Origin of the sequence: Rhizobium sp. LjRoot98 (assembly GCF_964252935.1) — a bacterium.
In the GTDB taxonomy this organism is placed as follows: domain Bacteria; phylum Pseudomonadota; class Alphaproteobacteria; order Rhizobiales; family Rhizobiaceae; genus Pararhizobium.
In genome coordinates this window covers 269,545-294,418 of the sequence record NZ_CAXUPW020000002.1, presented here as the reverse complement: position 1 = coordinate 294,418, position 24,874 = coordinate 269,545, and the positions used below count along the sequence as shown (strand labels likewise).

22 protein-coding genes are annotated in these 24,874 nt (G+C 58.7%); 11 read left to right on the top strand and 11 right to left on the bottom strand.

The window, feature by feature from the left end:
* Positions 1–9: 9 nt before the first annotated feature.
* Positions 10–990, bottom strand: coding sequence for an ABC transporter substrate-binding protein (locus ACSQ3J_RS09975; RefSeq protein WP_060506152.1), 981 nt, complete (start codon positions 988–990; stop codon positions 10–12).
* A gap of 241 nt (positions 991–1,231) precedes the next feature.
* Between ACSQ3J_RS09975 and ACSQ3J_RS09970 the strand changes: the two genes are divergently transcribed.
* Both ACSQ3J_RS09970 and ACSQ3J_RS09965 read left to right on the top strand, forming a co-directional pair.
* Complete coding sequence (locus ACSQ3J_RS09970; protein ID WP_060506151.1) at positions 1,232–3,133, top strand: CASTOR/POLLUX-related putative ion channel; 1,902 nt, start codon at positions 1,232–1,234, stop codon at positions 3,131–3,133.
* Positions 3,134–3,241: 108 nt separating this feature from the next.
* Positions 3,242–4,291, top strand: a complete 1,050-nt coding sequence (locus ACSQ3J_RS09965) for an aldo/keto reductase (protein ID WP_060506150.1) — start codon at positions 3,242–3,244, stop codon at positions 4,289–4,291.
* Between the two features lie 12 nt (positions 4,292–4,303).
* On the opposite strand, the gene ACSQ3J_RS09960 is transcribed toward ACSQ3J_RS09965, so the two are convergent.
* Positions 4,304–4,720 carry an Lrp/AsnC family transcriptional regulator gene (locus ACSQ3J_RS09960; protein WP_060506149.1) on the bottom strand — a complete coding sequence of 139 codons (417 nt, stop codon included), beginning with the start codon at positions 4,718–4,720 and terminating at the stop codon, positions 4,304–4,306.
* Positions 4,721–4,880: 160 nt separating this feature from the next.
* Here ACSQ3J_RS09960 and ACSQ3J_RS09955 point away from each other — a divergent pair, with 160 nt between their 5' ends.
* Together ACSQ3J_RS09955 and ACSQ3J_RS09950 are read left to right on the top strand one after the other, a co-directional pair.
* Positions 4,881–6,551 carry a M20/M25/M40 family metallo-hydrolase gene (locus ACSQ3J_RS09955; RefSeq protein ID WP_436039059.1) on the top strand — a complete coding sequence of 557 codons (1,671 nt, stop codon included), beginning with the start codon at positions 4,881–4,883 and terminating at the stop codon, positions 6,549–6,551.
* A gap of 280 nt (positions 6,552–6,831) precedes the next feature.
* Positions 6,832–8,457: a sulfatase-like hydrolase/transferase gene (locus tag ACSQ3J_RS09950; RefSeq protein ID WP_436039058.1), complete on the top strand. Its 1,626-nt coding sequence runs from the start codon at positions 6,832–6,834 to the stop codon at positions 8,455–8,457.
* Positions 8,458–8,547: 90 nt separating this feature from the next.
* Here the strand turns inward: ACSQ3J_RS09950 and ACSQ3J_RS09945 are convergent, their stop codons facing one another.
* The 3 genes from ACSQ3J_RS09945 to ACSQ3J_RS09935 form a co-directional block, all read right to left on the bottom strand.
* On the bottom strand, positions 8,548–9,777 hold the full coding sequence (locus ACSQ3J_RS09945; protein ID WP_060506146.1) for a PLP-dependent aminotransferase family protein: 1,230 nt from the start codon (positions 9,775–9,777) through the stop codon (positions 8,548–8,550).
* 525 nt (positions 9,778–10,302) lie between these two features.
* Entirely contained in the window at positions 10,303–11,322 is a 1,020-nt protein-coding gene (gene ilvC / locus ACSQ3J_RS09940; protein WP_060506145.1) for a ketol-acid reductoisomerase, read from the bottom strand.
* Between the two features lie 54 nt (positions 11,323–11,376).
* The gene (locus ACSQ3J_RS09935) at positions 11,377–12,021 is read right to left on the bottom strand and encodes a TetR/AcrR family transcriptional regulator (RefSeq protein ID WP_436039057.1); all 645 of its coding nucleotides are present in this window, start codon (positions 12,019–12,021) and stop codon (positions 11,377–11,379) included.
* 272 nt (positions 12,022–12,293) lie between these two features.
* Here ACSQ3J_RS09935 and ACSQ3J_RS09930 point away from each other — a divergent pair, with 272 nt between their 5' ends.
* The gene (locus ACSQ3J_RS09930; RefSeq protein WP_436039056.1) at positions 12,294–12,743 is read left to right on the top strand and encodes a hypothetical protein; all 450 of its coding nucleotides are present in this window, start codon (positions 12,294–12,296) and stop codon (positions 12,741–12,743) included.
* Between the two features lie 107 nt (positions 12,744–12,850).
* On the opposite strand, the gene ACSQ3J_RS09925 is transcribed toward ACSQ3J_RS09930, so the two are convergent.
* A complete protein-coding gene (locus ACSQ3J_RS09925) occupies positions 12,851–13,756 on the bottom strand; it encodes a LysR family transcriptional regulator (RefSeq protein WP_436039055.1) in 906 nt (301 codons plus the stop codon).
* Positions 13,757–13,852: 96 nt separating this feature from the next.
* Here ACSQ3J_RS09925 and ACSQ3J_RS09920 point away from each other — a divergent pair, with 96 nt between their 5' ends.
* On the top strand, positions 13,853–14,908 hold the full coding sequence (locus tag ACSQ3J_RS09920; RefSeq protein ID WP_436039054.1) for an SDR family oxidoreductase: 1,056 nt from the start codon (positions 13,853–13,855) through the stop codon (positions 14,906–14,908).
* A 69-nt stretch (positions 14,909–14,977) separates the two neighbouring features.
* On the opposite strand, the gene ACSQ3J_RS09915 is transcribed toward ACSQ3J_RS09920, so the two are convergent.
* Together ACSQ3J_RS09915 and ACSQ3J_RS09910 are read right to left on the bottom strand one after the other, a co-directional pair.
* Complete coding sequence (locus ACSQ3J_RS09915) at positions 14,978–16,273, bottom strand: NAD(P)/FAD-dependent oxidoreductase (protein ID WP_436039053.1); 1,296 nt, start codon at positions 16,271–16,273, stop codon at positions 14,978–14,980.
* 109 nt (positions 16,274–16,382) lie between these two features.
* Entirely contained in the window at positions 16,383–16,847 is a 465-nt protein-coding gene (locus ACSQ3J_RS09910) for an Lrp/AsnC family transcriptional regulator (protein WP_436039052.1), read from the bottom strand.
* A gap of 166 nt (positions 16,848–17,013) precedes the next feature.
* On the opposite strand from ACSQ3J_RS09910, the gene ACSQ3J_RS09905 reads away from it, so the two are divergent.
* A complete protein-coding gene (locus ACSQ3J_RS09905) occupies positions 17,014–17,733 on the top strand; it encodes an aspartate/glutamate racemase family protein (RefSeq protein WP_436039050.1) in 720 nt (239 codons plus the stop codon).
* A 65-nt stretch (positions 17,734–17,798) separates the two neighbouring features.
* A complete protein-coding gene (locus tag ACSQ3J_RS09900; RefSeq protein WP_436039049.1) occupies positions 17,799–18,785 on the top strand; it encodes a bifunctional helix-turn-helix transcriptional regulator/GNAT family N-acetyltransferase in 987 nt (328 codons plus the stop codon).
* On the opposite strand, the gene ACSQ3J_RS09895 is transcribed toward ACSQ3J_RS09900, so the two are convergent.
* Together ACSQ3J_RS09895 and ACSQ3J_RS09890 are read right to left on the bottom strand one after the other, a co-directional pair.
* The gene (locus tag ACSQ3J_RS09895; RefSeq protein ID WP_436039048.1) at positions 18,728–20,017 is read right to left on the bottom strand and encodes an FAD-dependent oxidoreductase; all 1,290 of its coding nucleotides are present in this window, start codon (positions 20,015–20,017) and stop codon (positions 18,728–18,730) included. The genes ACSQ3J_RS09900 and ACSQ3J_RS09895 overlap by 58 nt on opposite strands.
* A gap of 83 nt (positions 20,018–20,100) precedes the next feature.
* A complete protein-coding gene (locus tag ACSQ3J_RS09890) occupies positions 20,101–20,505 on the bottom strand; it encodes a winged helix-turn-helix transcriptional regulator (RefSeq protein ID WP_060506136.1) in 405 nt (134 codons plus the stop codon).
* Positions 20,506–20,663: 158 nt separating this feature from the next.
* On the opposite strand from ACSQ3J_RS09890, the gene ACSQ3J_RS09885 reads away from it, so the two are divergent.
* Positions 20,664–21,551: an SDR family oxidoreductase gene (locus tag ACSQ3J_RS09885; RefSeq protein WP_436039047.1), complete on the top strand. Its 888-nt coding sequence runs from the start codon at positions 20,664–20,666 to the stop codon at positions 21,549–21,551.
* 51 nt (positions 21,552–21,602) lie between these two features.
* Here the strand turns inward: ACSQ3J_RS09885 and ACSQ3J_RS09880 are convergent, their stop codons facing one another.
* The gene (locus tag ACSQ3J_RS09880; protein ID WP_436039046.1) at positions 21,603–22,355 is read right to left on the bottom strand and encodes a pyridoxine 5'-phosphate synthase; all 753 of its coding nucleotides are present in this window, start codon (positions 22,353–22,355) and stop codon (positions 21,603–21,605) included.
* A 370-nt stretch (positions 22,356–22,725) separates the two neighbouring features.
* Between ACSQ3J_RS09880 and ACSQ3J_RS09875 the strand changes: the two genes are divergently transcribed.
* Positions 22,726–23,844 (top strand): hypothetical protein, encoded by a 1,119-nt coding sequence (locus tag ACSQ3J_RS09875; RefSeq protein ID WP_436039045.1) that lies wholly within the window; start codon positions 22,726–22,728, stop codon positions 23,842–23,844.
* 348 nt (positions 23,845–24,192) lie between these two features.
* Positions 24,193–24,873, top strand: a complete 681-nt coding sequence (locus tag ACSQ3J_RS09870) for a MerR family transcriptional regulator (protein ID WP_436039044.1) — start codon at positions 24,193–24,195, stop codon at positions 24,871–24,873.
* Position 24,874: the final 1 nt, after the last annotated feature.

Genomic DNA, 24,874 nt, shown 5'->3' with positions numbered 1-24,874 from the left:
GAGAATTGATCAGTTGGTCCCGAAGATACCGGAGAACGTCTTCAGATCGCCGTCGGAATTCTTGACGGCGGCAGCCGCATCGATCGGCAGTACCTTGATGCTGTCACGGGCCGGAAAGCCTTCCGGGAGCGCTACACCGTTGCGGGCCGGGATGTAGCCGAGCTTGACGGAAACCTGCTGGCCGGGTTCAGACAGGAGGAAATCGACGAATTTCTTGGCCGTATCGGCATTCTTGGCGGTCTTCAGGATCGCGACCGGTTCGGTCACGGCACTGACGCCCTCAGCCGGGAAGACGAACTCGACCGGTGCGCCCTTGGCCTTTTCGCGGATGGCCATGAAATCGACAACCATGCCATAGGCCTTCTCGCCGGTGGCGACGGCCTTCAGCACACCGCCATTGCCGCCCGAAGCGGTGGCGCCGTTTTCGGCAAGAGACTTGTAATAGTCCCAGCCGAAACCATCGATACCCGTCAGCGTCTGCGCATGGATCAGGGCAGCCCCCGAGGTCAGCGGGCTCGGCATCGTCATCAGGCCCTTGGCCTCTGGCTTGGTAAGATCCTTCCAGCCGGCCGGCTTCATCGATGCCGACGTGTTATAGATGATACCGGTGGTGATCATCTTGGTCGAGTAATAGGCGCCATCGGCATCGTAGAGCGCCGTGTCATAATTGGCAGCTTCCGGTGACTTGTAGTTCAGGAGCTGGCCGGCTTCCTTCATCCGCTGCAGCGTCACGGTGTCGGCAATCAGAAGCACGTCGGCAACAGGATTGCCGGCTTCGATCTCGGCCATCAGCTTGGCCATGATCTTGGTCGTGCCATCGCGCACCCACTCGACGTCAACGCCAGGATTGGCGGCCTTGAAGGCATCGACTGTCGCCTGGGCGTCTTCGTTCGGCTGGCTGGTGTAGAGCACCAGATTTTCGGCATGGGCCGAAACGGCAATCAGGCTGGCGGCAACAAGTGCAGTGAACGCACCGAGCAACGTCTTCATCGTCTTAATCCCAAGTGAACAGATGGGGTGATGGATAGTTGCGGCAATTGACAGCCATATGACACTTCCGGCGCAGCGGGCGGAGAATAAACAGCCGACCCCAAGCGTGATGTCGATAGATAGCCGGATTGCCAGATGAACATTACTGGGTGCATTGGCACCCGGCCGTCTAAAGCTGTTGAATATATTAGAAATATCTGCGATCCGCTCGAAGCGCATATGGCGGGGCTAAGGGGAAATTATGAGCAAGACAACGTCATGGGGCGCGCGGCTGCGCTATGAGTTCGATAAGAGCATGGCCGGCGGGTCGATCGCGCTGATCGGCTGGCTGGCAATCATATCGCTGGTCGTCATCATCATCGCCGGTGCGTTCCTGGCGCTCACCCAGATTGCCCCGGAGGGCGGTCAGCCAGTCAGTTTCATCGAAGGCGCCTGGGAATCGCTGATGCGCACCATGGATGCCGGCACGATGGGCGGCGATCTCGGCTGGAGCTTTCGCGGCGTCTCGCTTTTCGTCACCATCGCCGGCATTTTCGTGTTCTCGGCCTTGATCGGCGTTTTGAGTTCGGGCCTTGAAAACAAGCTGGACGACCTACGCAAGGGCCGCTCGCAGGTGCTGGAAAACGATCACACGATCATTCTGAACTGGTCGCCATCGATCTTCGACGTGATTTCCGAATTGGTCATCGCCAATACCAGTCGAAAGAAGCCGCGCATCGTCATCATGGCCCACAAGGACAAGGTGGAGATGGAGGACGAGATCGCCACCAAAGTGGCCAACCTCAAGAACACCAAGATCATCTGCCGTAGCGGCGACCCGACTGATCTCTACGACCTGAACATCGTCAATCCGGAAACCTCGCGTTCCGTGATCGTCCTGTCGCCCGAAGGCGACGATCCGGACTCGCAAGTGATCAAGAGCGTGCTGGCACTGGTGAACGCCCCCAATCGCCGTGCCAAGCCCTACCAGATCGCGGCGGAAATCCGCGACAGCAAGAACGCCGAAGTTGCCCGCATCGTCGGTGGCAACGAGCTGCAGCTCATTCTGGCCGATGATCTGATTTCCCGCATTGTCGTGCATTCCAGCCGCCAGTCGGGCTTGAGCGCGGTCTATTCCGAGCTTCTCGATTTCGACGGCTGCGAGATCTATACGCTGGAACAACCGGATATCACCGGCAAGAGTTTTGCTGCCGCTGTCATGGCCTACGAGACATCGTCGCTGATCGGTCTGTGCGACGAGGACGGCAAGGTGCATCTCAACCCGCCGCCCGGCCGTATCTTCAAGCCCGGCGAAAGCGCCGTCATCATCGCCGAGGACGATGCCGCGATCAAATTCGGGGGCAGCGAAATCCATATCGAAAAAGATGCCATCCTTCCGGCGGAAATGCGCGAACAAGGCCCGGAACGAACCCTGCTTCTCGGCTGGAATCGTCGCGGCCCGATCATCTCGTTCGAACTTTCGCGCTACGTCGCGCCCGACTCACTATTGACGATTGCAGCGGACACGCCGGAGCTTGAGAAGGAAATCGCCGCACTTCGGGTAGCAAACGGCAACATGTCGGTCGACTACCGCGTCATCGACACCAGCAACCGCACCGAACTCGATGCGCTGGATATTCCAAGCTACGATCACGTCCTCGTTCTCGGTTACAGCGATCACATGGCGCCGCAGCCGGCCGATACCCGCACTTTGGTGACGCTGCTGCAGTTGCGCAAGATCGCCGAACACGCCGGCCGCCACATCAGCGTCGTCAGCGAGATGACTGACGTGCGCAACCGGGAACTGGCCGAAGTCACCCGCGCCGACGATTTCGTCGTCAGCAACAAGCTGGTCAGCCTGATGCTGGCGCAGGCTTCCGAAAACGAACGCATGGCTGCGATTTTCGACGAGCTTCTTGATGAGGACGGGTCGGAAATCTACATGCGCCCGGTCAGCGACTATGTCGCCATCGGCGAACCCATCACCTTTTACACCATTTGCCTTGCCGCCCTGCGGCGCGGCGAGATCGCGATCGGCTATCGCCGCCAGCGGGAAGGTGATGCCGATCAGCGCCGTTTGGGCGGTGTGACCGTCAATCCGCCCAAATCGGAAAAGCTGCTCTATACCGCCGCCGACCGCATCATCGTGCTAGCAAGGGATTGAACCAAGTCCGCAAAATCAAGGGGTGGCCGTCCGGCCGCCCCTTTCTTTTTGATGGCCAGCCGCTAGCTTAGCTGACGCTCCGCACGCCAAACAAATCGGGAAATCATCATGGAATATCGTCTTCTTGGCCGATCCGGCCTCAAGGTCTCGACGCTGACCGTCGGCACCATGACCTTCGGCGGCAAGGGCTGGGCCAAGACCGTCGGTGATCTTGGTGTCAATGAGGCCAGGAAACTTGTCGATATGTCTCTGGATGCCGGCGTCAATCTGATCGATACCGCCGACGTCTATTCGCAAGGTGTTTCGGAGGAAATCATTGGCGAGATTCTGGGCGCAAATCGCAAGGACGGTGTGCTGATCGCAACCAAGGCCCGTTTCCCGATGGGCGACGGCCCGAACGATGCGGGCTCTTCGCGCCATCATCTCGTTCGCGCCTGCGAAGCGAGCTTGAAGCGCCTGAAGACCGATGTGATCGACCTTTACCAGCTGCATGAATGGGATGGTCAGACCCCGTTGGAAGAAACCATGGACGCGCTCGATATGCTCGTGCGCCAGGGCAAGGTCCGCTATATCGGCTGCTCGAATTTCTCGGGCTGGCATATCATGAAGGCGCTTGGCGTCAGTGCGGCAGACCACCGCCAGCGTTTCGTCAGTCAGCAGATCCACTACACGCTGGAATCGCGCGACGCCGAATATGAGCTTTTGCCGATCTCGATCGATCAAGGCCTTGGGGTGCTTGTCTGGAGCCCGCTGGCTGGCGGCCTGCTCTCCGGCAAGCACCGGCGCGACAAGACAGCGGAAGGCTCGCGCCAACTGGCCGGCTGGGACGAACCGCCGATCCGTGACGAGGACCGCCTGTGGAATATCGTCGATGTTCTCGTCGATATAGCCGAAAGCCGCAATGTCTCGGGTGCTCAGGTGGCGCTCGCCTGGCTGATTGGCCGCAAGGGCGTTACCTCCGTCATCATCGGTGGCCGGACTGAAGCACAGTTCAAGGATAATCTTGCCAGCGCCGAACTTGTCCTGACCGCCGAGGAGCGCGAACGTCTCGACAAGGTCAGCGCGCCGCCGGTTCTCTATCCCTACTGGCATCAAGTCCGCACCGCCAAGGACAGATTGGGAGAAGCCGACCTGTCGCTGCTGGGGCCATACGCATAGGAGGGCCCAGCCTCAAATCGTTGTCAGCAACAGGCTGGTTTCCGACTTGGACACCCCCTCCAGCGCCCGGACATGGCGCAGGACGCGATCGAATTCGGCAAGGTTCTCCGTTTCGATTTCGGCAACCAGATCCCAGGCACCGTTGGTCGTATGCAAGGCACGAATTTCCGCGATACCGCGCAACGTCTTGACCACCGAAACGGTTTTCTGGCCGGTGATCTCGATCAGCATGACGGCGCGGACCGCGTGCGGGTCCTCGGCTGCGGCGATCCGCACGGTGAAGCCGGCGATGACGCCCTCGGCAGTCAACCGGTCGATGCGGTTCTGCACCGTGCCGCGTGATATTTTCAACAGCTCGGCCAGTTTCGAGATCGAGGCCCGGCCGTCGGTTCTGAGGATCGCCAGCAAACGGCGGTCGGTACTGTCCATGACATCAATCCATTGATCATTATGCCAACATATCCTGTCATTTCGTCAAAAATATCAAGCAAATTTCCATAATCTTGCCATTTCGCTTCATCGAGCCGCCCGCTAGAGTTCGTCAACCTCTTCGCCGGGGTCTATTCGAATCGCTAGAGGATCGCCCGAAATGCCGTCTGCCGACCGCTCACCTCTCCGCAACAGCCTGTCACGGACCGGCGAGCTTTCCATCGAAATGACCCGGTGGCCGAGCGTCACGGAAAGCGATGGCGAAGCCGCGTTCTCGGGCCGCTTGATGGCGCTGTTTGGCGCTACACCCTATTTCCGCCAGAACCCGGAAAACCTGCTGGCGCTCGACAGCCACGGCACTCCCGCCCGGCAAAACGTGCTGGCGCTGGTGCGTGGCAAGGGCCGGCGCTGCCTGGTTCTCGCAGGCCATTTCGATACCGTATCGATTGCCAACTACAGTTCGCTGGTATCGCTTGCCTGTGAGCCAGAGGCGCTGACAAAGGCATTGATCGACGAACTGACGGCCAAAACCCGCAATCCGGCTGAAGACAAGGCATTGACCGATCTCGTGAGCGGCGACTTCCTGGCTGGCCGTGGCTTGCTCGACATGAAGAGCGGCCTTGCCGCCGGCATCGCCGCATTGGAGCGTTTTGTCGAACTGGCTGACGCGCCCGGCAATCTGCTGTTCGTTGCGACGCCGGATGAAGAGAACCGTTCGCGCGGCATGCGGGCCTTGCGTGACGCCCTGCCCGCGATCGCGGAAAAATTCGACATCGACATTATCGGCGGCATCAATCTGGATGCCAGCGGCGATGACGGTGATGGCGAAGAAGGCCGCGCCGTCTATCTCGGCTCGGTCGGTAAATTCTCGCCTTTTGCCTTCGTCGCCGGCCGCCCCACCCATGCCGGTTATGCCTTCGATGGCGTCAGCGCCCATCTGATCAGCGCCGAGATCATGCGAGCCATGGAAACCAACAGCACCCTTTGTGACGAGGCGCATGGCGAAATTTCACCGGCGCCGGTTTGCCTCGAGGCAAAGGACGTGCGCCACGGTTATGAAGTGACGACACCGGCCCATGTCTGGCTGTCGTTCAACTGGCTGACACACCGACGCACACCGGAAGATGTTCTGTCCGAATTCCAAGTGCTTGCCGCATCCGCCATGCGCACAGCGCTCGATGCTCAGGAAAGGAATGCTAAGGCCTTCTTCGAGCGTCAAGGCTCAGGCCGCGCGGAAAGACATGAGGGACAGATCCTTACTTACGCCGAGCTATACGAACTCGCGGTCTCCCACGGCGGAGAGGCTGCCGCCAGCCGTCTGAAGGCGCTCGATCAATCCCTGGCGAGTGGTGAAGACCCGCTCTCGATCACCCGTCAGATCGTCGCAGCGACGCTGACGGAAGCCGGTCTCGAAGGACCGCTGGTTATTGTCGGGTTCTCGACTCTGCACTATCCGCGCGTGCATCTGGACAGTGCCGGGGATCAGGGAACAATCTTCGAACGAAACATCATGGCCGCCGCCGAAACCTGCGCGAACCGGCATGGGACAAGCATCAAAGCCAAACAGTTCTTCGCCGGCATCTCGGACATGAGCTTCTTCGGCCACCGTCCGGCGGCTGGACAGACTGAGCTTCTGTCTGGCAACACCCCCTGCTCGGCGTTCACCGACAAGGCACCGGACGGGCTTCTGTCCTACCCGGTGGTCAATATCGGGCCATGGGGACGCGACTACCATCAGAAATGGGAGCGCGTCCACATGCCCTATACATTCGAAGTTTTGCCGGACGTGATCTACGAGGCGGCGATCGCCTGCCTCGCAGATGGAGACTAAGTATCGGCGGACTAGCGACGAAAGGACTGGTATATCGACGGCTTTCTCATCCAGTGTGGGCTTATCAGCATCAGGAGAAACCGGGCCGACTCCAATGCGGCGTTAGGGCAGGCCGAACATCACGCCTGCCGTATCCTGCGCCAGAGCAGCCTGGGCTGTTACATTCTACCACCTCTCCGCTCAACGAAATATTTCCGGTTGAAATTTCAACCTATCGTTAGTAATCACCACATACATTCCCGCAACATAAAGACCATCTGAGATTGCGGAAAATTTCATAATGCTCAAGCTGTGGGGATCAGATCGATCCGAGCCTACCCGTTCCTATTGGATGATCTGGGCGGCAATTTTTACAATTGCCGTCTTGAACATCGCCTTGAAGGTTGTTGATGAAGACCCGAATCTTATCTTTTACGGGTTCCCACCTCTATTTCTGATCCTGCTAGCGCTGGGCTTTGGCCGCCGATTTGCAAACGGACATCCGACCATAGGATGGTGGCTTCCACTTATCCCGGTGGCGATGCTGATGATCTGGTGCGTTTTCATCCAGATTTTCGGCCACTTCTCCCCCGCACCCATTCTGTTTCACTTTCAATATGAGATGGAATCAAAAGGCGTCATGATTTCGGTCGCTTTCCAGATTCTGCTAGAAATGCTCCCGTTCGCCCTGATTTATGTTTGCTGGCGGCAGGCCGCGCGTGGTCATCGTCGAATGCAGATGTTTGGTGGTCTGATTGCTGTTCCGCTTCTTGTATTCAATCCCTTTACCTTTGGCATTGGCATTGGCAACTATCTGATGCGCGCGTACGCGTCAGATCAGTTGAGCCTGATACACCATTTCAGCGAACCATCAATGGCAATCAAGCCGCAAGGCCGGCAACCAAATCTCATCCATATTTATCTTGAAAGTACTGAAAGAACCCTTTGGGATGAAAGCCTTTTTGGAAAGACGTCGACGCCTTTGAAACGTTTGGAAGCCCTTGGGTTCTCCGCCACCGGTATCACTGAATCGGAAAAAACAAACTGGACGCTAGCCGGTCATGTCGCCAGTTACTGCGGCACGCCTCTGCTTGGTCTGGGCACGATCGACCGCAATGACTTTGGTCATGTCAACGCCCTGCTTCCAGAGGCCGTGTGCCTCAGCGATATTCTAGCGCGCGATGGCTACGCGCTGACGTTCATGAAAGGCGCAATGCTGGAGTTCGCAGGCACCGATGGATTTGTGGCTGCACACAATTATCACAAGGGTCTTGGATATGGAGAAATTGGCGCACATTACCCAACACCAGTCACCACGTTCGGAATGCGAATCAATCCTTGGGGAATCGACGACGAGGATTTGTTCGATGCCGCATTCAAGGAAATCACGACTCTTTCCAGCGGAAAAAAACCCTTTGGTTTAACGGTGACGACAATTGGAGGGCATAGCCCCAAAGGCTACATCTCGCGCAGTTGCCTCGCCGATGCTGACGTCATGTCGCTTCCAAATCAAACACTGCAGGCGTTCTACTGCACAAACAAGCTCACCGAAGCTTTTATCGACAAAGCGGCCAAGGCTGGCCTGCTTGAGAACACCGTTGTCGTTGTCCAGAGCGACCACCTTGCCATGCGCAACGAAATCTTCCGTCAATTGAAGAGTAAGGAGCGCCGAAACACCTTCATCATCCTCAAGGATGGGATCACCCCGAGTTTGAATGCAACTGCTGCGACAATGGTCGATGCTTACCCGACCCTCCTGGAGGCTCTCGGCTACACACTGCCGAATGGAAGTGCGGGGCTCGGTGTCTCGCTTTTGTCAGGCCGTAAAACACTTGTCGGCCAAGTGGGTCTCGACCGGTTGAACGACGCAATTTTGTCCGATCGTGACTTGCGCGACAAATTGTGGGGTATCCAACCCGGCATTTAGAACAGCCACGCAGCTTAAAACAGCCACGCAACTGCTCTTTATCGCACGATCTCTATCTCTGCCTCAAACCCGCAGCAGAGCTTCTCATAATTAGGCGGCAAGCACTGCGGCTTCTTCGCCGATCAGGCTACCGAGGCGGGAAATCCCCTCCTTGATCATCGCCTCGTCGGCGCAGGAGAAGCTGACGCGAAGGGTGTTGGCGCCAGAGCCATCGGCAAAAAACGCCTTACCGGGCACGAAGGCGACCTTTGCCGAAACCAGCGATTTTGCCAGAAGATCGGCTCCATCCATGCCGGTGGGCAAGGTCAGCCAGACGAACATGCCGCCTTCCGGGACCGTCCAGCTGACGCCCTTCGGCATGTATTTTGCGAGTGCTGCCAGCATCGCGTCGCGTCGCTTGCTGTAAACGGCACGGATCTTGTTGACCTGTGCATCGAAACCGCGTTCGGCAACGTGGCAGATGGCCATCTGGTTGATGGTCGAGGAATGCAGGTCGGCAGCCTGCTTCATCAGCACCAGCTTGCGGATGATCGGCATGGCCGCAACCACGAAACCGACGCGCAGGCCGGGTGCCAACGTCTTGGAGAAGCTGCCGCAATAGATCGTCCGGGTCTCGTTGATCGAACCCTTGCGGGCGATTTCCAACGCCAGCATCGGCGGAACAGCTTCGCCATCGTAACGCAGCGACTGATAGGCAGCGTCCTCGATCACGGCAATGTCGAGTTCCTCAGCGAGATCGAGAACCTTTTCACGTGCAGCCAGATCGAGCGTTTCTCCGGTCGGATTGGCAAATTCGGCAGACATATAGGCGAATTTTACCCGTCCACCCGCTTGCGCGGCGACATCGCGGTAGGCCTGCGGCGTACGGTTGCCGGCTGGCGACAGTTGGTCGTAGGACGGCTCATAGGCATTGAATGCCTGCAACGCGCCAAGATAGGTCGGCCAGGTAACCAGCGCCGTATCGTTGGGCGACAGGAACAGCTTTCCGAGATAATCGAGCGCCTGCTGTGAGCCCGAGGTGATCAGGATGTTTTCCGGCTCGCAGGGAATGCCGATGGCGGCCATGCGGCCCGCGAGCCATTGACGCAGCGGCAGATAACCTTCGCTGACCGAATATTGCAACGCTGCACTGACCGTCGGTCCGCCGAAGATTTCGGCATAGGCGGCCTTGAATTCTTCATCCGGAAACAGCGCCGGATCCGGAATACCACCGGCAAAGGAGATGATGTCCGGCCGGTCCAGCAGTTTCAACAGTTCGCGGATTTCCGAGGCGCGCATCCGTGAAGACCGCGTCGCGAAGATATTTTCCCAATCGAGCATGGAAGTTTCCTCAGATTATGCTTTTTACGGAGCACATCATGCCAAGCTTATTAAGTCAATAATGCTGACCTATACTTTGATGAGAAGATGCACTTTCTGCTCAAAAGCGCTGTCTTGGAAAGACGTTGAAAAACCGGAGAAATGCGGCGGATGCCCCCATTGCAAGTGGCGCAACCCAAAGCACATCGCACTCTGATCGTCTGGCGCGTTTGTTGCCGCGATCGATTCTACCGCTATCAATGTGCCCATCCGGACCAGAGCGTGTCCGAGTGAAGCGGTCAGGCTTCGTGATGTCCAAACATGCTCAACCCAACGAGCAACACGATGGCACCCAAGATGAAAACATCGAACATGGCGAAATGATAGAAGAACGTTGTCATCGCAGTATCCTCCTGGCGAATAGAATACCCCAAAAGCGACAATGTTCCAAATATTACTTGCGGACACGAAAAAGGCCGGGAGAAATGTCCCGGCCTCGTCAGTATTACGCAAGTGCAATGTGCTAATTTTGCTCCGCAGCAAATATTAGTTCTTAGCCTTGTCGACCAGCTTGTTCTTGCCGATCCACGGCATCATGCCGCGCAGCTTGGCGCCGACTTCTTCGATCTGGTGGTTGTCGTTCATGCGGCGGATACCCTTGAAGCGGGCGGCACCTGAACGGTATTCCTGCATCCAGTCGGAGGTGAACTTGCCGGTCTGGATGTCGGTGAGGACGCGCTTCATTTCAGCCTTTGTTTCAGCTGTGATGATGCGCGGACCCGAGACGTATTCGCCCCACTCGGCCGTGTTGGAGATCGAGTAGTTCATGTTGGCGATGCCGCCTTCATAAATCAGGTCGACGATCAGCTTCACTTCGTGCAGGCACTCGAAGTAAGCCATTTCCGGCGCATAGCCGCCTTCGACCAGCGTTTCGAAACCGGCGCGGATCAGCTCGACGAGACCGCCGCAGAGAACGACCTGTTCGCCGAAGAGGTCGGTTTCGCACTCTTCCTTGAAGTTGGTCTCGATGATGCCCGAACGGCCGCCGCCAACGCCGCAGGCGTAGGAGAGAGCGAGGTCAAGCGCGTTACCGGATGCGTTCTTCTCAACGGCAACCAGGCAAGGAACGCCGCCGCCCTTCTGGTATTCGCCGCGAACCGTGTGGCCAGGGCCCTTCGGCGCGATCATGACGACGTCGAGCGTATCCTTCGGCTCGATCAGGCCGAAATGAACGTTGAGGCCGTGAGCAAACGCGATGGCAGCGCCGTCACGGATGTTGCCGGCGATGTCGGCCTTGTAGATGTCGGCCTGGAGTTCGTCCGGGGTTGCCATCATCAACAGGTCGCCCCACTTAGCGGCTTCGGCAACGGTCATGACCTTGAAGCCATCGGCTTCGGCCTTCTTGATCGTCGGCGAACCGGCCTTCAGTGCGATGACGACGTTGTTGGCGCCCGAATCCTTCAGGTTCAGCGCGTGAGCGCGGCCTTGGCTACCGTAACCGACGATAACGACGTTCTTGGACTTGATGAGGTTGAGATCAGCATCACGATCATAATAGACGCGCATTGTAATTTCCTTCCCTTTGCTTGTCTTCTAAAACTCTTCCGACTGCCCTTGAGGCTACGCCGAACTCTTTTCACTGCCGTAGAGGCGAAGGAAGGCAGACACTGCCTTCTCTGCCCTGCGGCCGAAATCCTTGGCCATGCGGCCGCTGTCTTCACCGAGCAGCATGCGCAGATGCAGGTCGGAGACGATCAGGCCGTACAGCGTATCATAGGCGTCGTCGCGGTCGCCGAACACCACAAGCCCGGCATCACGCCCCGCTTCCAACAGCGCGCCGGCCCGTTTGCCGATCTGGCGGCGGCCGCGCTCCTGCAGCATGGAGCCGAGCTTGGAGCCATCGCGGCTCGCCTGCCCGATCGCCAGCCGATTCAGCGCCAGCGACACATCCCCAGCCAGAACCTCCAGTAGATCGCGGGCAAACAGCACCAGATGCTCCTGCAGCGTCGCTGCCGTCAGTGTTTCGGCGGTGTCATCGAACGTACGGACCTTGCTTGCCTGAAAGCCGATCATTGCCGACAAAAGCCCATCGCGATCGCCAAACCATTTGTAGAGGCTTTCCTTCGAGCAGTTGGCGGCGCGTGCTACTCCCGCCGTCGTCAGCGCCTTTTCGCCACCATCGACCAGCAGACGCAACGCGCTGTCCAGAACGTCGTTCTGGCGCGGAGAATAATCCGGCTGGTGTGGGTGGGCGGCAAGCTGCAAGAAATCTCTCCATTAATAGTACCGTACGGTACGGTTCGCCGCTTATGCCGCAAAGCCGGGAGCCGGTCAAGCCCACAGGAAAGAGATTTCGACACTCGGAGATACCCGAAAACAAACCTTGCACCTCGCGAATATCGATGCCCCGTCAAACGTTGAGATAATAACGGACACCAGCACCAAAAATGGACACCTCCACGCAATCCGATCCCGTTCCGTTTCAACATATGGTCGGTTAGTGTGCGGCTTCAGACACCCTATATCCCGGAGTTTTCATGCCCCGCCTGCATATTGCCGCCTTGCTCCTGTCGTCCGCCCTTGCCTTTTTCCCAATCACTGCCGCCGCACAGTCCGATGAAGACGTCTACAACCGGATTGAATCCCTGCATGGCGATGCCGGAGATCTGAACGAGCCGTTGCTCAGCCTGGTGGAAGCGATGGGCAACAGCGATGCGGCAACGATCGCCGGGCTTGCCGAGTATCCGCTGCGAGTGGCGGCGAATGGCGAAAGCTACGAGATCCAGAACGCCGACGATTTCATCGAGAATTTCGACGCGCTGGTGACACAGGATACGCGCGACGCCGTTGCAGGCCAGACTTACAGCCAGCTTTTCGTCAACAGCGACGGCGTCATGCTGGCGAATGGCGCAGTCTGGATGAGCAATGTCTGTGAAAACAGCGATTGCAGCTCATCTCACTGGGCGGTGATCAGCATCAACAATTGATCGGCGGCAGAAGATGACACCATGCGCTTTGACGTCATCGCAACGGCCGCCGCCCTTGCCGTCTCGACCGTAGCACCGGCCTTGCAAGCGACAGCGTTCCCTAAAACTCAGCCCACACGGCACCGCTCGGCGAGAAAATCGAGAAACACTCGCACTCGCGCCGGCATATGACCGCCCTGACCGAGAAAAATCGCGTGAACCTCCTCGCTGTCTGAGGACGTGTAACTCTCCAGCACCGGAACCAGCGCACCGCGGCTGAAATCGTCCCGTACCTGAAAACCGGCGAGCCGCGCCAATCCTGCACCGGCCAGCGCCAATTCCCGCAACGCTTCACCGTCGCTTACCTGGATGCTGCCGGCCGGCTTAACCGTCAGATCGGCACCGTCAACGGAAAATGGCCAGCCGCCGCTGGCGCGGACATAGTTGGGGCCAAGCACGTCGTGCACCGCCAGATCATCCGGATGGCTTGGCATGCCCTTGCGCGCGAGATAAGCGGGTGCGGCGGCGATGTGCAATTTCACCGTACCCAGTTTTCGCGCCATTAGCGCCGAACTCTTCAGCGGCCCCGCCCGGATGGCGACATCGGTGCGATCCTCCATGAGATCGACGACATGATCGGTCAACACCAGGTCGAATGACACATCCGGAAACTGCGCCAAAAAATCAGGCAGGACCGGCAACAGCAGATGGCGGCCAAACGGGACATTGGTGCTGACGCGAATGCGGCCGCTCGGGCTGTCACCAGCCGCCACAGTGCGCTCTGCCTCATCGAGATCGGCCAGCACCCGCACCCCGTGCTCGTAGTATCGGCAACCTTCCGGCGTCAGTTGCAGCTTGCGGGTCGAGCGGTTGACCAGCCGCGCGTTCAGCCGGTTTTCCAGTCGGGTCACCAGCTTGCTCACCGCCGAAGGCGTCATGGCAAAATCGCGTGCAGCAGCTGAAAAGCCGCCGAGATCGACCACCCGAACAAACACTTCCATCTCGCCGGAGCGATTGATATCCAGCCGCGCCATTGTGCCCTCACCTCACAAATCCTGTGCCTTATCGTTGTCTAGTTCTCAAATCGATATGCGTCCATATCTGATGCACATACACATCAGGAGACTGCCATGAACCAGCACAAAACCGCCCTTATCGTCGGCGCCCAGGGCGTCATCGGCTGCAATCTCGCCCGCCATCTGGAAACATTGGAAGACTGGTCCGTTGTCGGCCTTTCCCGGCGCGGCGGCACCTCGACGGGCAAGATCCGGCATATTTCCGTCGATCTGCTCGACCCGGCAGATTGCTTCAACAAACTCGCCGATCTCTCAGAAGTGACTCACATTTTCTACGCCGCCTATCAGGACCGCCCGACCTGGGCAGAACTGGTGGGGCCTAATCTCGCCATGCTGGTCAACGTCGTCACCGCCGTCGAGAAGGTGGCGCCAAACCTTGCCCATGTCAGCCTGATGCAGGGCTACAAGGTCTATGGCGCCCATCTCGGCCCCTTCAAGACACCAGCGCGCGAGGATGAAGACAATCATATGCCGCCCGAATTCAACATGGACCAGCAGGCTTTTCTGCAGAAGCAACAACAGGGCAAATCCTGGACCTGGTCGGCGTTGCGGCCTTCGGTCGTCATCGGCGTTGCCACCGGTAATCCGATGAATCTCGCTATGGTCATCGGTCTCTATGCGTCGATGTCGAAGGAACTCGGGCTTCCCTTGCGCTTTCCCGGCAAACCCGGCGCATACGATACGCTGCTGGAAATGACCGACGCCGGCCTTCTGGCGAGGGCAACGGTCTGGGCCGCCACCAATCAGCAATGCGCCAACCAGGCCTTCAACATCACCAATGGCGACCTGTTCCGCTGGAACGAGATGTGGCCAAAGATCGCCCGGTTCTTTGAGATGGAGACGGCAGCGCCACTGCCGATGTCGCTCAATGTCGTGATGGCCGACAAGGCAGAACTCTGGTCGAGAATGAAGGAGAAATACGGGCTCGCCGATCATCCCTACGAGGCCGTCTCCTCCTGGGGGTTCGGCGATGCGGTGTTCAGCTGGAACTATGATTTCTTCGCCGACGGCACCAAGGCACGGCGGCTGGGGTTTCATGACTATGTGCAAACCGACGAGATGTTCCTGTCGGTGTTTCGCGAGATGCGGGCACAAAGGATTATTCCGTAATGGCCGATTGCTTGCGGCCGTCCATCACCGGATGGCCGTAAGAAGCACGGTTACATATCCGGATCAGGTTTATCCGGCTTTGCCACCATCCGGCGAAGCAGGCTGCAGCGTTTCCTTTTGGGTGATCAGCCGCGCCGTGTGCTGACCGCTCAGATAGATCCACAGCCAACTCCAGGCGACGACGAAGCGGCTGCGCGTGCCGATCAGGAAGTAGATATGGGCGATCCCCCAGATCCACCATGCCAAGGCCCCTTTCAGCTTGAACCGGCCAAAATCGATGATCGCCGACCGGCGCCCAATGGTCGCAAGGCTACCCTGATGGCGGTATCGGAACGGAGGCAGCACCGGTTTCTGCGCCAGCCGCGCCCTGATGACCTTTGCCACATAGGCACCCTGCTGCTTCGCGGCAGGCGCGATGCCCGGCACCGGCTTGCCATCATCCTGAATGACGGAAGCGGTATCGCCGACGACGAAGACATCAGGAATGCCCGGCGCGCTCAAATCCTTGCCGACAATGGCGCGGCCTGCCCTGTCGGCGGCGATGCCAAGCCATTCAGCGGCCGGCGAGGCCTGAACCCCAGCCGCCCAGACGATTGTCCGGCTACCGATGAAACGTTCGCCGATCATCACGCCTTGCGCCGTGCAATCCGTCACGCGCTCGCCGATGTGAACCTCGACACCAAGTTTTTCGAGTGCAGTCTGCGCATAGGCAGACAGTTCCTCGGCAAAGCCCGCTAGCACCCGCGGCCCTGCCTCGACCAGAATGACACGGGTTTTGCGCGTATCGATGTTGCGAAATTCCTTGGGCAGGGTGGCATGCGCCAACTCGGCAATGATCCCCGCAAGTTCGACACCGGTGGGACCGGCACCGACAATGGTAAAGGTCAACAGTGCGGCCTGTGCGTCAGGATCGGTCTCCATCTCGGCCTGTTCGAAGGCCAGCAGCAAGCGGCGGCGGATGGTGGTGGCATCTTCAAGTGTCTTCAGCCCCGGCGCGACCGGTTCCCACTCGTCCCGGCCGAAATAGGCATGCGTCGCCCCCGTCGCCAGGACCAGCGTATCATAGGAAATAGTCTCACCACCCCGTAGCGCCAGCGTCTTCGCTGCCGGGTCAACACCGTCAACCTCAGCCAGGAGCGTGGTGACCTCCGGCCGGTCGCGAAACACCCGCCGGATCGGCCAGGCAATTTCCGATGTCGCCAGAAGGGTCGTCGCCACTTGATAGAGCAGCGGCTGGAAGAGATGATGATTGCGCCGGTCGATCAGGGTGATCCTGACGGACGCGCCCCTCAGGTCCTTGACCAGTTGCAGGCCGCCAAACCCGCCGCCGACGACAACGACATGGTGCAGGTTTTCATGCGGCATGATCGTATCTCCTGTTTCGGGCACAATTTCTACGCTCCCGCACCTGATACACAACTGCGCTTTCGGCATGGCACCCCTGCGTACGGTAACCCCCGTTCACAGTCCTCATTTACCGCGCATAGTCCACCGGTACGGGCATGCCGCTTTTGAGGATTTCCATCGAGATCGACGCCGAGACGTCGAACAGTTCGACCTTGCGGACGATCTGCTTATAGATGACGTCATAGTGCTCGACACGCGGCAGCACGACCTTGAGAATATAATCGTAATTGCCCGTCAGCCGGTGCGCCTCGACGATCTCGGGAATATCGGCGATCACCCTGCGGAAGGTGTCGATCCAGTCGTCGGAATGATGTGCCGTCTTGATCAAGGCATAAACGGTGGTCGGCACGCCCATTTTATCGCGGTCGAGAACCGCGATGCGGCGCGCCACGTAACCGGTCTCTTCCAGCCGCTGTATGCGGCGCGAACAGGCGGAGATCGACAGACTGACCTTGTCAGCGAGATCACTTACCGACAAGCTGGCATCCTCCTGCAGCAAAAACAGAATCTTCCGGTCCCTTTCGTCCAGCACGCCCTGTTCTCCTCATCTCAACGGCACACTCAAGAAATATTTGCGTCAAGAATATAACGCGTGCAAAAAATACGCGCAAAACATCAGGATATCATTCAACAAAGCGAACTCTTTCGGCGCCGCATCGGCGACAATCACGGCATCAACAAACACAGGGAACGGCATCATGCGCAAGATCGGCCTCATCGGTGGAATGAGCTTTGAAAGCTCGGCCGTCTATTACCGGATGATCAACGAGGTCGTGCGCGAACGGCTGGGTGGTCTGCATTCTGCCGAGGTCCTGCTGCATTCGGTCGATTTCCAGACCATTGTTGACATGCAGAAGGACGGCCGCTGGGACGATGCTGCCAAACATCTCTCAGAAGTGGCTCAGGGCCTGGAAGCGGCGGGCGCGTCTTGCGTGCTGATCTGCACCAACACCATGCACCTGATCGCTGATCAGGTTCAGGCGTCGATTACGGTACCGCTGATCAACATCATCGACGAAACGGCTGCATCGATGAAGGCCGCCGGCATCAAACGGCCGCTGCTGCTTGCCACGCGCTACACGATGGAACACGGCTTCTATACCAGCCGTATGGCCGCAGACGGTCTGGATATCATGGTTCCGAATGCCGAAGATCGGACGCTCGTCCACGACATCATCTTCAACGAACTGTGCGCAGGCTCGGTTCTCGACAGTTCGCGGCAGGCACTGATGGCCGTGATCGAACGGGCAAAAAGCGATGGCGCCGATGCCATCATTCTTGGTTGTACCGAAATCTGCCTGATCCTCGATCCGAAGAACCTGCCACTGCCGGGCTTCGATTCCACTGCGATCCATGCGGAAGCGGCCGTCGAATTCGCATTTGAAGGCGTTTCGCAAAGCGGCAAACGGGCCGCCTGAGGTCCACTCGAAAATACTTGACTCAGTCAATTAAATTGCGATCATGGCATCCCAAGGAGAATGCCATGTCACACCCCGCACCATCACACCCAGCCTTTGCCGACATCGGCGATGACGAGATCGAGCAGATTCGCGCCTTCAACCGGTTTTATACCAACCGAATCGGCGTTCTCGACCGCGCCTTCATGGAGACGCCCTATACGCTGACTGAAGCACGCGTCATCTACGAACTGGCAGCGCACGGCACCACATCTGCATCCCGGCTGACGGAGGAGCTTTTGCTCGATCCGGCCTATCTGAGCCGCATGCTGAAATCCTTCAGCGATGCCGGCTTGCTCGAAATCACCAGGGACCCCTCGGACGGCCGCGGCCGCCTGCTGCAATTGACCCTGCGCGGTCGGGGTGTTGCCACCGATCTGGCACAGCGCTCGCGCCAGCGCATCGTCGCCCTTCTGGAACCGATTACCGAAAATGGCCGCCGGGACCTGGGCGCGGCCATGGCATCTGTACAGACCCTGCTTTCCGGCGACACTCCTGCCCCCGTCACCATTCGGCCGCATCAGATCGGCGACATGGGCATGGTGATCTCCAGCCAGGCAAAGGCCTATGCCGAAACCTATGGGTGGAACGGTGAGTATGAGGCGCTGGTCGCGGAAATCTGCGCCGCCTTCATCCGCAATTTCGACCCCGCCCGCGAACGTTGCTGGATCGCCGAACGCAACGGTACGTTCCTGGGCAGCATTTTTCTGGTCAAAGGCAGCACCGAAGACACGGCTAAGCTTCGCCTTCTGCACGTCGATTCGGCAGCGCGTGGACATGGTCTCGGTTCAAAGCTGGTCAACGAATGCATCGGTTTTGCTAGAGACTGTGGCTACCGGCGTCTGGAACTCTGGACCAACGATATCCTGAGCGCTGCGCGTCGCATCTATGTCGCTGCCGGGTTCACACTGGAGAAGGAAGAGGCGCACCATTCGTTCGGCAAGGATTTGAACGGTCAGACCTGGGCGCTGGATCTGACGGCGGCAACTGCCGGCGTGACACCGCCAGCGTGATACGGCAGGGAAAGCCAGTCGTATTCCGTTAAACCGGCGGATTTGAACGGATCGATCACGGTGCCCGCAACGATCGCGGCCAAAAGCCCGGGCATCGGCGGCAGCTTGGCAATGGTCGAGACGAGCCGGTCGCGCACCCAGGCAATCGCGGCTGAATCCGACTGGTAAAAGGGCGTGAAGGCCAACGAGAGCATCTGGAACAGCCGCACATGATTACGCCGGGCACGCGCATAGGCCGTCAACGCAGAGGGAATATCGACGGAACTGGCCAGCGCGTGGCTGAGCGCTGCAGCATCAAGCAGAGCCATGTTTGCGCCCTGTCCCAGTTGCGGGCTGGTCGAATGAGCACTGTCACCAATGAAGACGACATTGCCGCTATAGGGCGGCAGTGCGGTCCGATGAGCATACCGTGCCAGCGTCAGCTGGTCCCAATCATGGATCTGGTCGAGAAACGGCTGGCATTCCGGCCAATAGTCGCGAATTACCGTCTTCCAACGATTGAGCCCGCCGGCCTTGACCGCCTCGACATCGGCGATCTTCAGGCTCCAGAAGAACGCCACCTTATCCGGATCACCGACCGTCGCGCGGCCTGCCGGCAATAGGCCGATCATCACCCTGGCCTGGTCGTAACGTTGCGACAGCGCGGTGCGGTCATAGACCGCGCCCGCTCCATCCAGCGTCGCCCAGAAGGCGCCATAGGTGAGGTCGCGAATGGCTGGCGCCGAGGTCGAACCGGCAGCCAGCATCGAACGCGCGCCGCTGGCATCGATGACCAGATCGTAATCGCCCGCCGCCCGTCGCGCCGCATCCTGCAATATCACGCGATCGGCACGCTGTTCGGTCGCAGTGATATGGGTTGCCGTGCGCGTGATGATGCCATTGGTCACCACCGCATCATGCAACGTATTGAACAGAGCCGTCCGCTGCACCGCAAGGCCATAGCGCCCTCCCGGTGTCGCATCATAGCGCACGTCCAGAACCGTCCGCCCGCTGATCGCGTCGGCGCCGTGCAGCCGGTCGATCCGGTTACCGAGTGACTGGATGGTATCAAACAGGCCAAGAGTGGCGAGAACAGTCAGCCCTGTCGGCTGCATCAAAAGGCCGGAACCGACGGGGGCAGCGGTCTCAAAGCGTTCGAGAATTTCAACCCGATGACCGGCCCGCGAAAGAAACAACGCCGCGGCCAATCCTGCCGGCCCGGCCCCGACCACGCCAATATCGAGCTGTTTCATCAATGCCTATCCGGGTATCGTCTCAGACGGCATCTCTACCAGCGGGCGCAACGGACAGTCCAGCGGATAAAGCTGCTGCGCCGTTATGCCACCGCGTCATATTCGGCGCGGGCGGCCCGGATCGCCTGATGATGCTGCATCGACCAATCGACCAACCCCTTGACCAGCACCAGAAACGACTGACCAAGCGGGGTCAGACTGTATTCGACGCTGGGTGGCTGGGTCGGAAACACTTCCCGGCTGATATAACCGTCGCGCTGCAAATCCCGCAGCGTCTGGGTCAGCATGCGCTGCGAAATATCCGGAATGGTCCGGCGCAATGCGGAAAACCGCATCGGCCCCTCGCCCAACGCCTGAATCATCAGCGTATTCCATTTGCCACCGATGTTGTCGATGACATCACGCACCGGACAGTCGGCTTGTGAAAACGCCATGCCCATCACGACGATGACGCGCTCGCCCTCAGTCTTGCCGGTCATCTTGTTCATGGAACCCGGTATCCTTTTTGTAACCACCGCATAAAAAACTGCCTCCTTTACATCGATCTGCAGATGACGAATTAAGAGAAGGTCTCATTTAGGAACCATATCTCAAACGGGATGCTTCGGCAACAAACCGACGTCATTTGACAAGCAAAGGAATCATCATGTCCGAAACTCTTCTCGTCACCGGCGCGACCGGCAATCTCGGCCGCCTCGTGCTCGACGATTTGCTCGCCTCCGGCAAGGTCGCGCCAACCGATATCATCGCCACCAGCCGCGATACCGGAAAACTCGCGGACTATGCAGCAAAAGGTGTTCAGGCCCGTGCCGCAAACTTCGATGATGCAGCCTCGCTGGATGCAGCCTTCAAGGGCGCCGACCGCATCCTGATCATTTCCACCGATGCCCTTGACGAGCCGGGCAAGCGCCTGCGCCAGCACCTCGCAGCCGTCGCCGCCGCCAAGCGCGCCGGGGTCAAGCATATCCTCTATACCTCGATGCCAAATCCGGAAGCCTCGGTCATCCCCTTCGCGCCGGACCATCTCGGCACGGAGAATGCGATCAAGGCGACCGGTATAGCCTACACGATCCTGCGCAATGGCTGGTACATGGAGAACCTGTTCATGGCTCTGCCGCATGCACTTTCCGAAGGCAAATGGTACAGCGCATCCGGCAAGGGAAAGCTCGCCCATATCGCCCGCGCCGACATCGCCAAGGCGACGGCAAACGCGCTCGCGTCAGGCTCGACCGAAAGCAAGACCTATACGTTGACCGGTGAAACGAAGCATACGGTTGATGAAATCGCCGCCCTCGTCTCGAAAGTCACCGGCACGCCGCTGGAAGTCATCCATGTGACCGACGACCAGCTGGCGGGCGGCCTCAAAGCAGCAGGCCTTCCGGGCTTCATCATCCCCGTCGTCGTGTCGTTCGACACCAACACGCGCGAAGGTCACATCGCCATGGTGACAGACGATGCAGGCAAGCTCTCGAGCCAGAAACTGACCACGCTCGAAGATTTCCTGACCGCCAGCAAAGCGGCATTGCTCGGTTAAAGAACAGAGGGCTCCGCCTTTCGGAGCCCTTTTTGCCGCTTCAAATGGCGATCAAACGTCCTGGCCACAGGCGCGGCAGAAGCGGCGGACGGTTTCCGCCATGCCGTATTCCAGCGCATCTGCGGTCAGGCCATGGCCGATCGAAACTTCGGCCAGATTGGAAATCCGTGCCGCCAGCGCCGGCAGGTTGGCTACCGTCAGGTCATGGCCGGCGTTGACCCCGAGGCCTAAGGTCGCAGCGAGGTCGGCGGTGTTGCCCAGTTCCTCCAAAAGAACCGCACCACGCTCGGGATCGTCGTAGCACCCGCCATAAGGTCCGGTGTAAAGCTCGATCCGGTCGGCGCCGGTTTCCCGGGCGATCGTCAGCGCTTCAAGGTCCGGATCACCATCGGCAAACAGCGAGACGCGAAAACCGCCCTTCTTCAAACGTCCGACGACATTGCCGAGCAGATTGTGGTTCTTGCCGAAATCCCAACCATGGTCCGACGTCGCCTGCGCCGGATCGTCGGGTACCAGCGTTACCTGCTCCGGTTGATGACGCTCGACGAGCTGCAAAAACTCCTCGTTCGGAAAACCTTCCATGTTGAATTCGGTCTGAGGATAGAGATCGTCGATCAGCGCGCGGATAGGCGCCAGATCGGAAAAACGGATATGCCGCTGGTCGGGCCGCGGATGCACCGTCAGACCACTTGCACCCGCCTCTAGCGCAATCTGCCCAAGTCCGGTAACGGACGGCCACGGAAGATCGCGGCGGTTTCGCAGCATCGCGATCGCATTCAGGTTCACGGAGAGTTTCGCAGCCATTTCAGCACCTTCCAAGGATACCGTCGTCGTTACGGCGCCCTTTTCTAGCGGTTCATCCGCCCCCCCGCAACAAATCTGCACCAGAGAAAGCGTCTCCGTTACAATATTCGTCTGGAGACTGTTCAACGCCTTTATTTCAGACAAAACTCACGTTAAATGAGTGCAGTACCTGACAAACTGATAAAACTTCGATCTAATAGAGACTCACAGTACAGGCCATACTCCCGAATGGTGAGCGGCAGTACTGAAAACCCATAGAATCATCCAAGCCGGAACCAATGAACCCTCGTTTTTGCCTCGACATAATCCAATCGCCACTCGCTCCTGATAGGAAAGCGCTGCTCTCGATGGTATTTTCGGGGAGAACACGATGATGACGCAGCACGCGAGACCGGACGATCAGGCAATCCGACAAGCCCTTGACGGCGTGCTTTCGAGCGTTCTTTTTTCCCGCTCCGAGCGTCTGCGTGCCTTTCTCAAATATGTCGTCGACAAGGAGATGGAAGGTACGGGCCATCAGTTGAAGGGCTACACGATCGGTATTGACGTCTTCGATCGGCCGCAGGCCTTCAATGCCGATAGCGACCCTCTGGTGCGTGTCCATGCCGGCAAGCTGCGAAAATTGCTATCAGCCTATTATACCGGTGAAGGCACTCAGGATCCTTGGCGCATCGATATTCCGAAGGGGACCTATGTCCCCGAATACAGGCGCCAGCGGACGTCAGAGACCCAGCCGTCAGATTCCGGGCGCACCGCAACGCCGCCACGCCGGGCGGCGAACAGACGCTTCTCCTGGCTGCCAGCCCCCTTGTCCTCGCCACTGGCCGTCTTGTCGGTACTGCCACTTCTGATTTTCGTGCCGTTGTCATCACCGGCCATGAGCGTCAACATCCCGGCGCAATCGAGCCTGCACGGCGCGGTGCTTGAACGCAAGTTCGCCGATGATCTGCCGAAGATAACGGTTCGCTCACAATGGCCGCGCAGTGGAACGGCCGGCCGCTTTGCCGATGCGTTTCGCAATGCCGCCTCGCATTATCGCACGATCGCAGCCGTGCCAGGTGCCGTGCTGTGGCAGCGGCCGAAGCGTCCGGTTTCCGATCCGCTCGCTTTCACCGTATCCATTCTACCGCAGAAATCACCGGCAGGACTTCGTGTCCTGATCAAGAACGACGCGTCTTCGGACATTCTCTACGACCAGGTCATCGACGGCGCGCGGTTGAGCAGTGAAGCCGATATTCTTTATGAAAGCCTTGCGCTCGCGGCCAAGGTTCTGGCCTCGGACGGCAATATTTTCCGCTATGCCAGTGCAGCGCAAATCGACAGCCCGCTGATGCAATGCATGGCGCTGACTGACGCGTACCGCCACCAGCAGACCCGCGAGGCTTTCCAGGAAGCCAAGTCCTGCCAGGAAAAACTGTCGATCAATCATCAGCGCAAGCTGAAGTTCGTGATCAACGCCGGCGCCCTGCCCCTGACTCTTATCCGGTAATTTGGGCGCGCCTGTAGTCGCCTGAACAAAAACCGTCACGAATTGCGCCGAAAAACAGTATTCCTCAATGCGAAACGCCAGAGGCCGTTGAGAAATATTAGATTCCATCCCTAAAGTTACTAGCTGTTCATCTTCGCGCCGCACGTGTATTCTATCTGTGCAAGTGGGAGAAAGCCTGGTCGCTCATCAGACAAGCACGATGGTTGCGAGTATCCTTCCCGCCGGGATGGCGTGCATGACATCGAGGAGCAGCCGAGGGGACACGCGGCGTATCGTGATGCGCCACAGGCGAAGTGCCGTCTTCAGGAGATGTCTCCCGCAGGTTAACCAGCGGGGTTATGTCAAAGCATGCGAGAACAGGGAAAGACACATCCTTCTCCATCCGGTAGCCGGCAGCCGTCCGGTTTCCTTCCCCACCTTCCGTTGCCGGGAACCATAGCGGATAGCCATGTCGGTATCGCTGACATGGCGGATGCCTTCGGCGTCACCCACCGGACTCTGCATTTCTATGAGGAAAAGGGCCTGCTATCGGCGGATAGAATGGGGCCGATGCGTGTCTACGGGCTGGACGACATCCGGCGCATGACCGTGATCAATGCCTGCCGCGAAATAGACATGCCGATCGCAACCATCCAGGATTTGATGGCAGCCCTCAATGCCGCAGCCAGTCAGCAGGATGCGGCTCGGATTTTTGAGGACGCATTGCACGCGCGAAAACGGGAACTCGCTGCTCAGCAGTCTATCCTTCGACGCCAGATGCAGCGGATCAGCGAACTTCTGGAATCAGCCGCCGACGGCGACAATCCAGAGCGCACCGCCCTGCCCCCCATCCATCTTTCACCAATCGAGACAAAGTGCCTTGTGTTCATGGCTGAAGGTTATCCGGCAAACCGGATCGCCACGATGATGGATATGGACCTGACCGCCGTCCTGACGCTTGAATCGGATATCATCCGCAAATTCAACGGTCATAACCGCTTTCAGGCCGTCGCCAAGGCTGTGTTGATGGGATTTGTTTCCGCCGAATAGG

Coding starts and splice junctions, on each gene's coding strand:
- ACSQ3J_RS09950 (WP_436039058.1), top strand. CDS start 6,832: ATGCTCAAGCTGTGGGGATCAGATCGATCCGAGCCTACCCGTTCCTAT.
- ACSQ3J_RS09875 (WP_436039045.1), top strand. CDS start 22,726: ATGATGACGCAGCACGCGAGACCGGACGATCAGGCAATCCGACAAGCC.
- ACSQ3J_RS09920 (WP_436039054.1), top strand. CDS start 13,853: ATGAACCAGCACAAAACCGCCCTTATCGTCGGCGCCCAGGGCGTCATC.
- ACSQ3J_RS09890 (WP_060506136.1), bottom strand. CDS start 20,505: ATGAACAAGATGACCGGCAAGACTGAGGGCGAGCGCGTCATCGTCGTG.
- ACSQ3J_RS09965 (WP_060506150.1), top strand. CDS start 3,242: ATGGAATATCGTCTTCTTGGCCGATCCGGCCTCAAGGTCTCGACGCTG.
- ACSQ3J_RS09960 (WP_060506149.1), bottom strand. CDS start 4,720: ATGGACAGTACCGACCGCCGTTTGCTGGCGATCCTCAGAACCGACGGC.
- ACSQ3J_RS09895 (WP_436039048.1), bottom strand. CDS start 20,017: ATGAAACAGCTCGATATTGGCGTGGTCGGGGCCGGGCCGGCAGGATTG.
- ACSQ3J_RS09900 (WP_436039049.1), top strand. CDS start 17,799: ATGTCACACCCCGCACCATCACACCCAGCCTTTGCCGACATCGGCGAT.
- ACSQ3J_RS09905 (WP_436039050.1), top strand. CDS start 17,014: ATGCGCAAGATCGGCCTCATCGGTGGAATGAGCTTTGAAAGCTCGGCC.
- ACSQ3J_RS09885 (WP_436039047.1), top strand. CDS start 20,664: ATGTCCGAAACTCTTCTCGTCACCGGCGCGACCGGCAATCTCGGCCGC.
- ACSQ3J_RS09945 (WP_060506146.1), bottom strand. CDS start 9,777: ATGCTCGATTGGGAAAATATCTTCGCGACGCGGTCTTCACGGATGCGC.
- ACSQ3J_RS09870 (WP_436039044.1), top strand. CDS start 24,193: ATGCGAGAACAGGGAAAGACACATCCTTCTCCATCCGGTAGCCGGCAG.
- ACSQ3J_RS09930 (WP_436039056.1), top strand. CDS start 12,294: ATGCCCCGCCTGCATATTGCCGCCTTGCTCCTGTCGTCCGCCCTTGCC.
- ACSQ3J_RS09915 (WP_436039053.1), bottom strand. CDS start 16,273: ATGCCGCATGAAAACCTGCACCATGTCGTTGTCGTCGGCGGCGGGTTT.
- ACSQ3J_RS09975 (WP_060506152.1), bottom strand. CDS start 990: ATGAAGACGTTGCTCGGTGCGTTCACTGCACTTGTTGCCGCCAGCCTG.
- ACSQ3J_RS09970 (WP_060506151.1), top strand. CDS start 1,232: ATGAGCAAGACAACGTCATGGGGCGCGCGGCTGCGCTATGAGTTCGAT.
- ilvC (WP_060506145.1), bottom strand. CDS start 11,322: ATGCGCGTCTATTATGATCGTGATGCTGATCTCAACCTCATCAAGTCC.
- ACSQ3J_RS09925 (WP_436039055.1), bottom strand. CDS start 13,756: ATGGCGCGGCTGGATATCAATCGCTCCGGCGAGATGGAAGTGTTTGTT.
- ACSQ3J_RS09955 (WP_436039059.1), top strand. CDS start 4,881: ATGCCGTCTGCCGACCGCTCACCTCTCCGCAACAGCCTGTCACGGACC.
- ACSQ3J_RS09880 (WP_436039046.1), bottom strand. CDS start 22,355: ATGGCTGCGAAACTCTCCGTGAACCTGAATGCGATCGCGATGCTGCGA.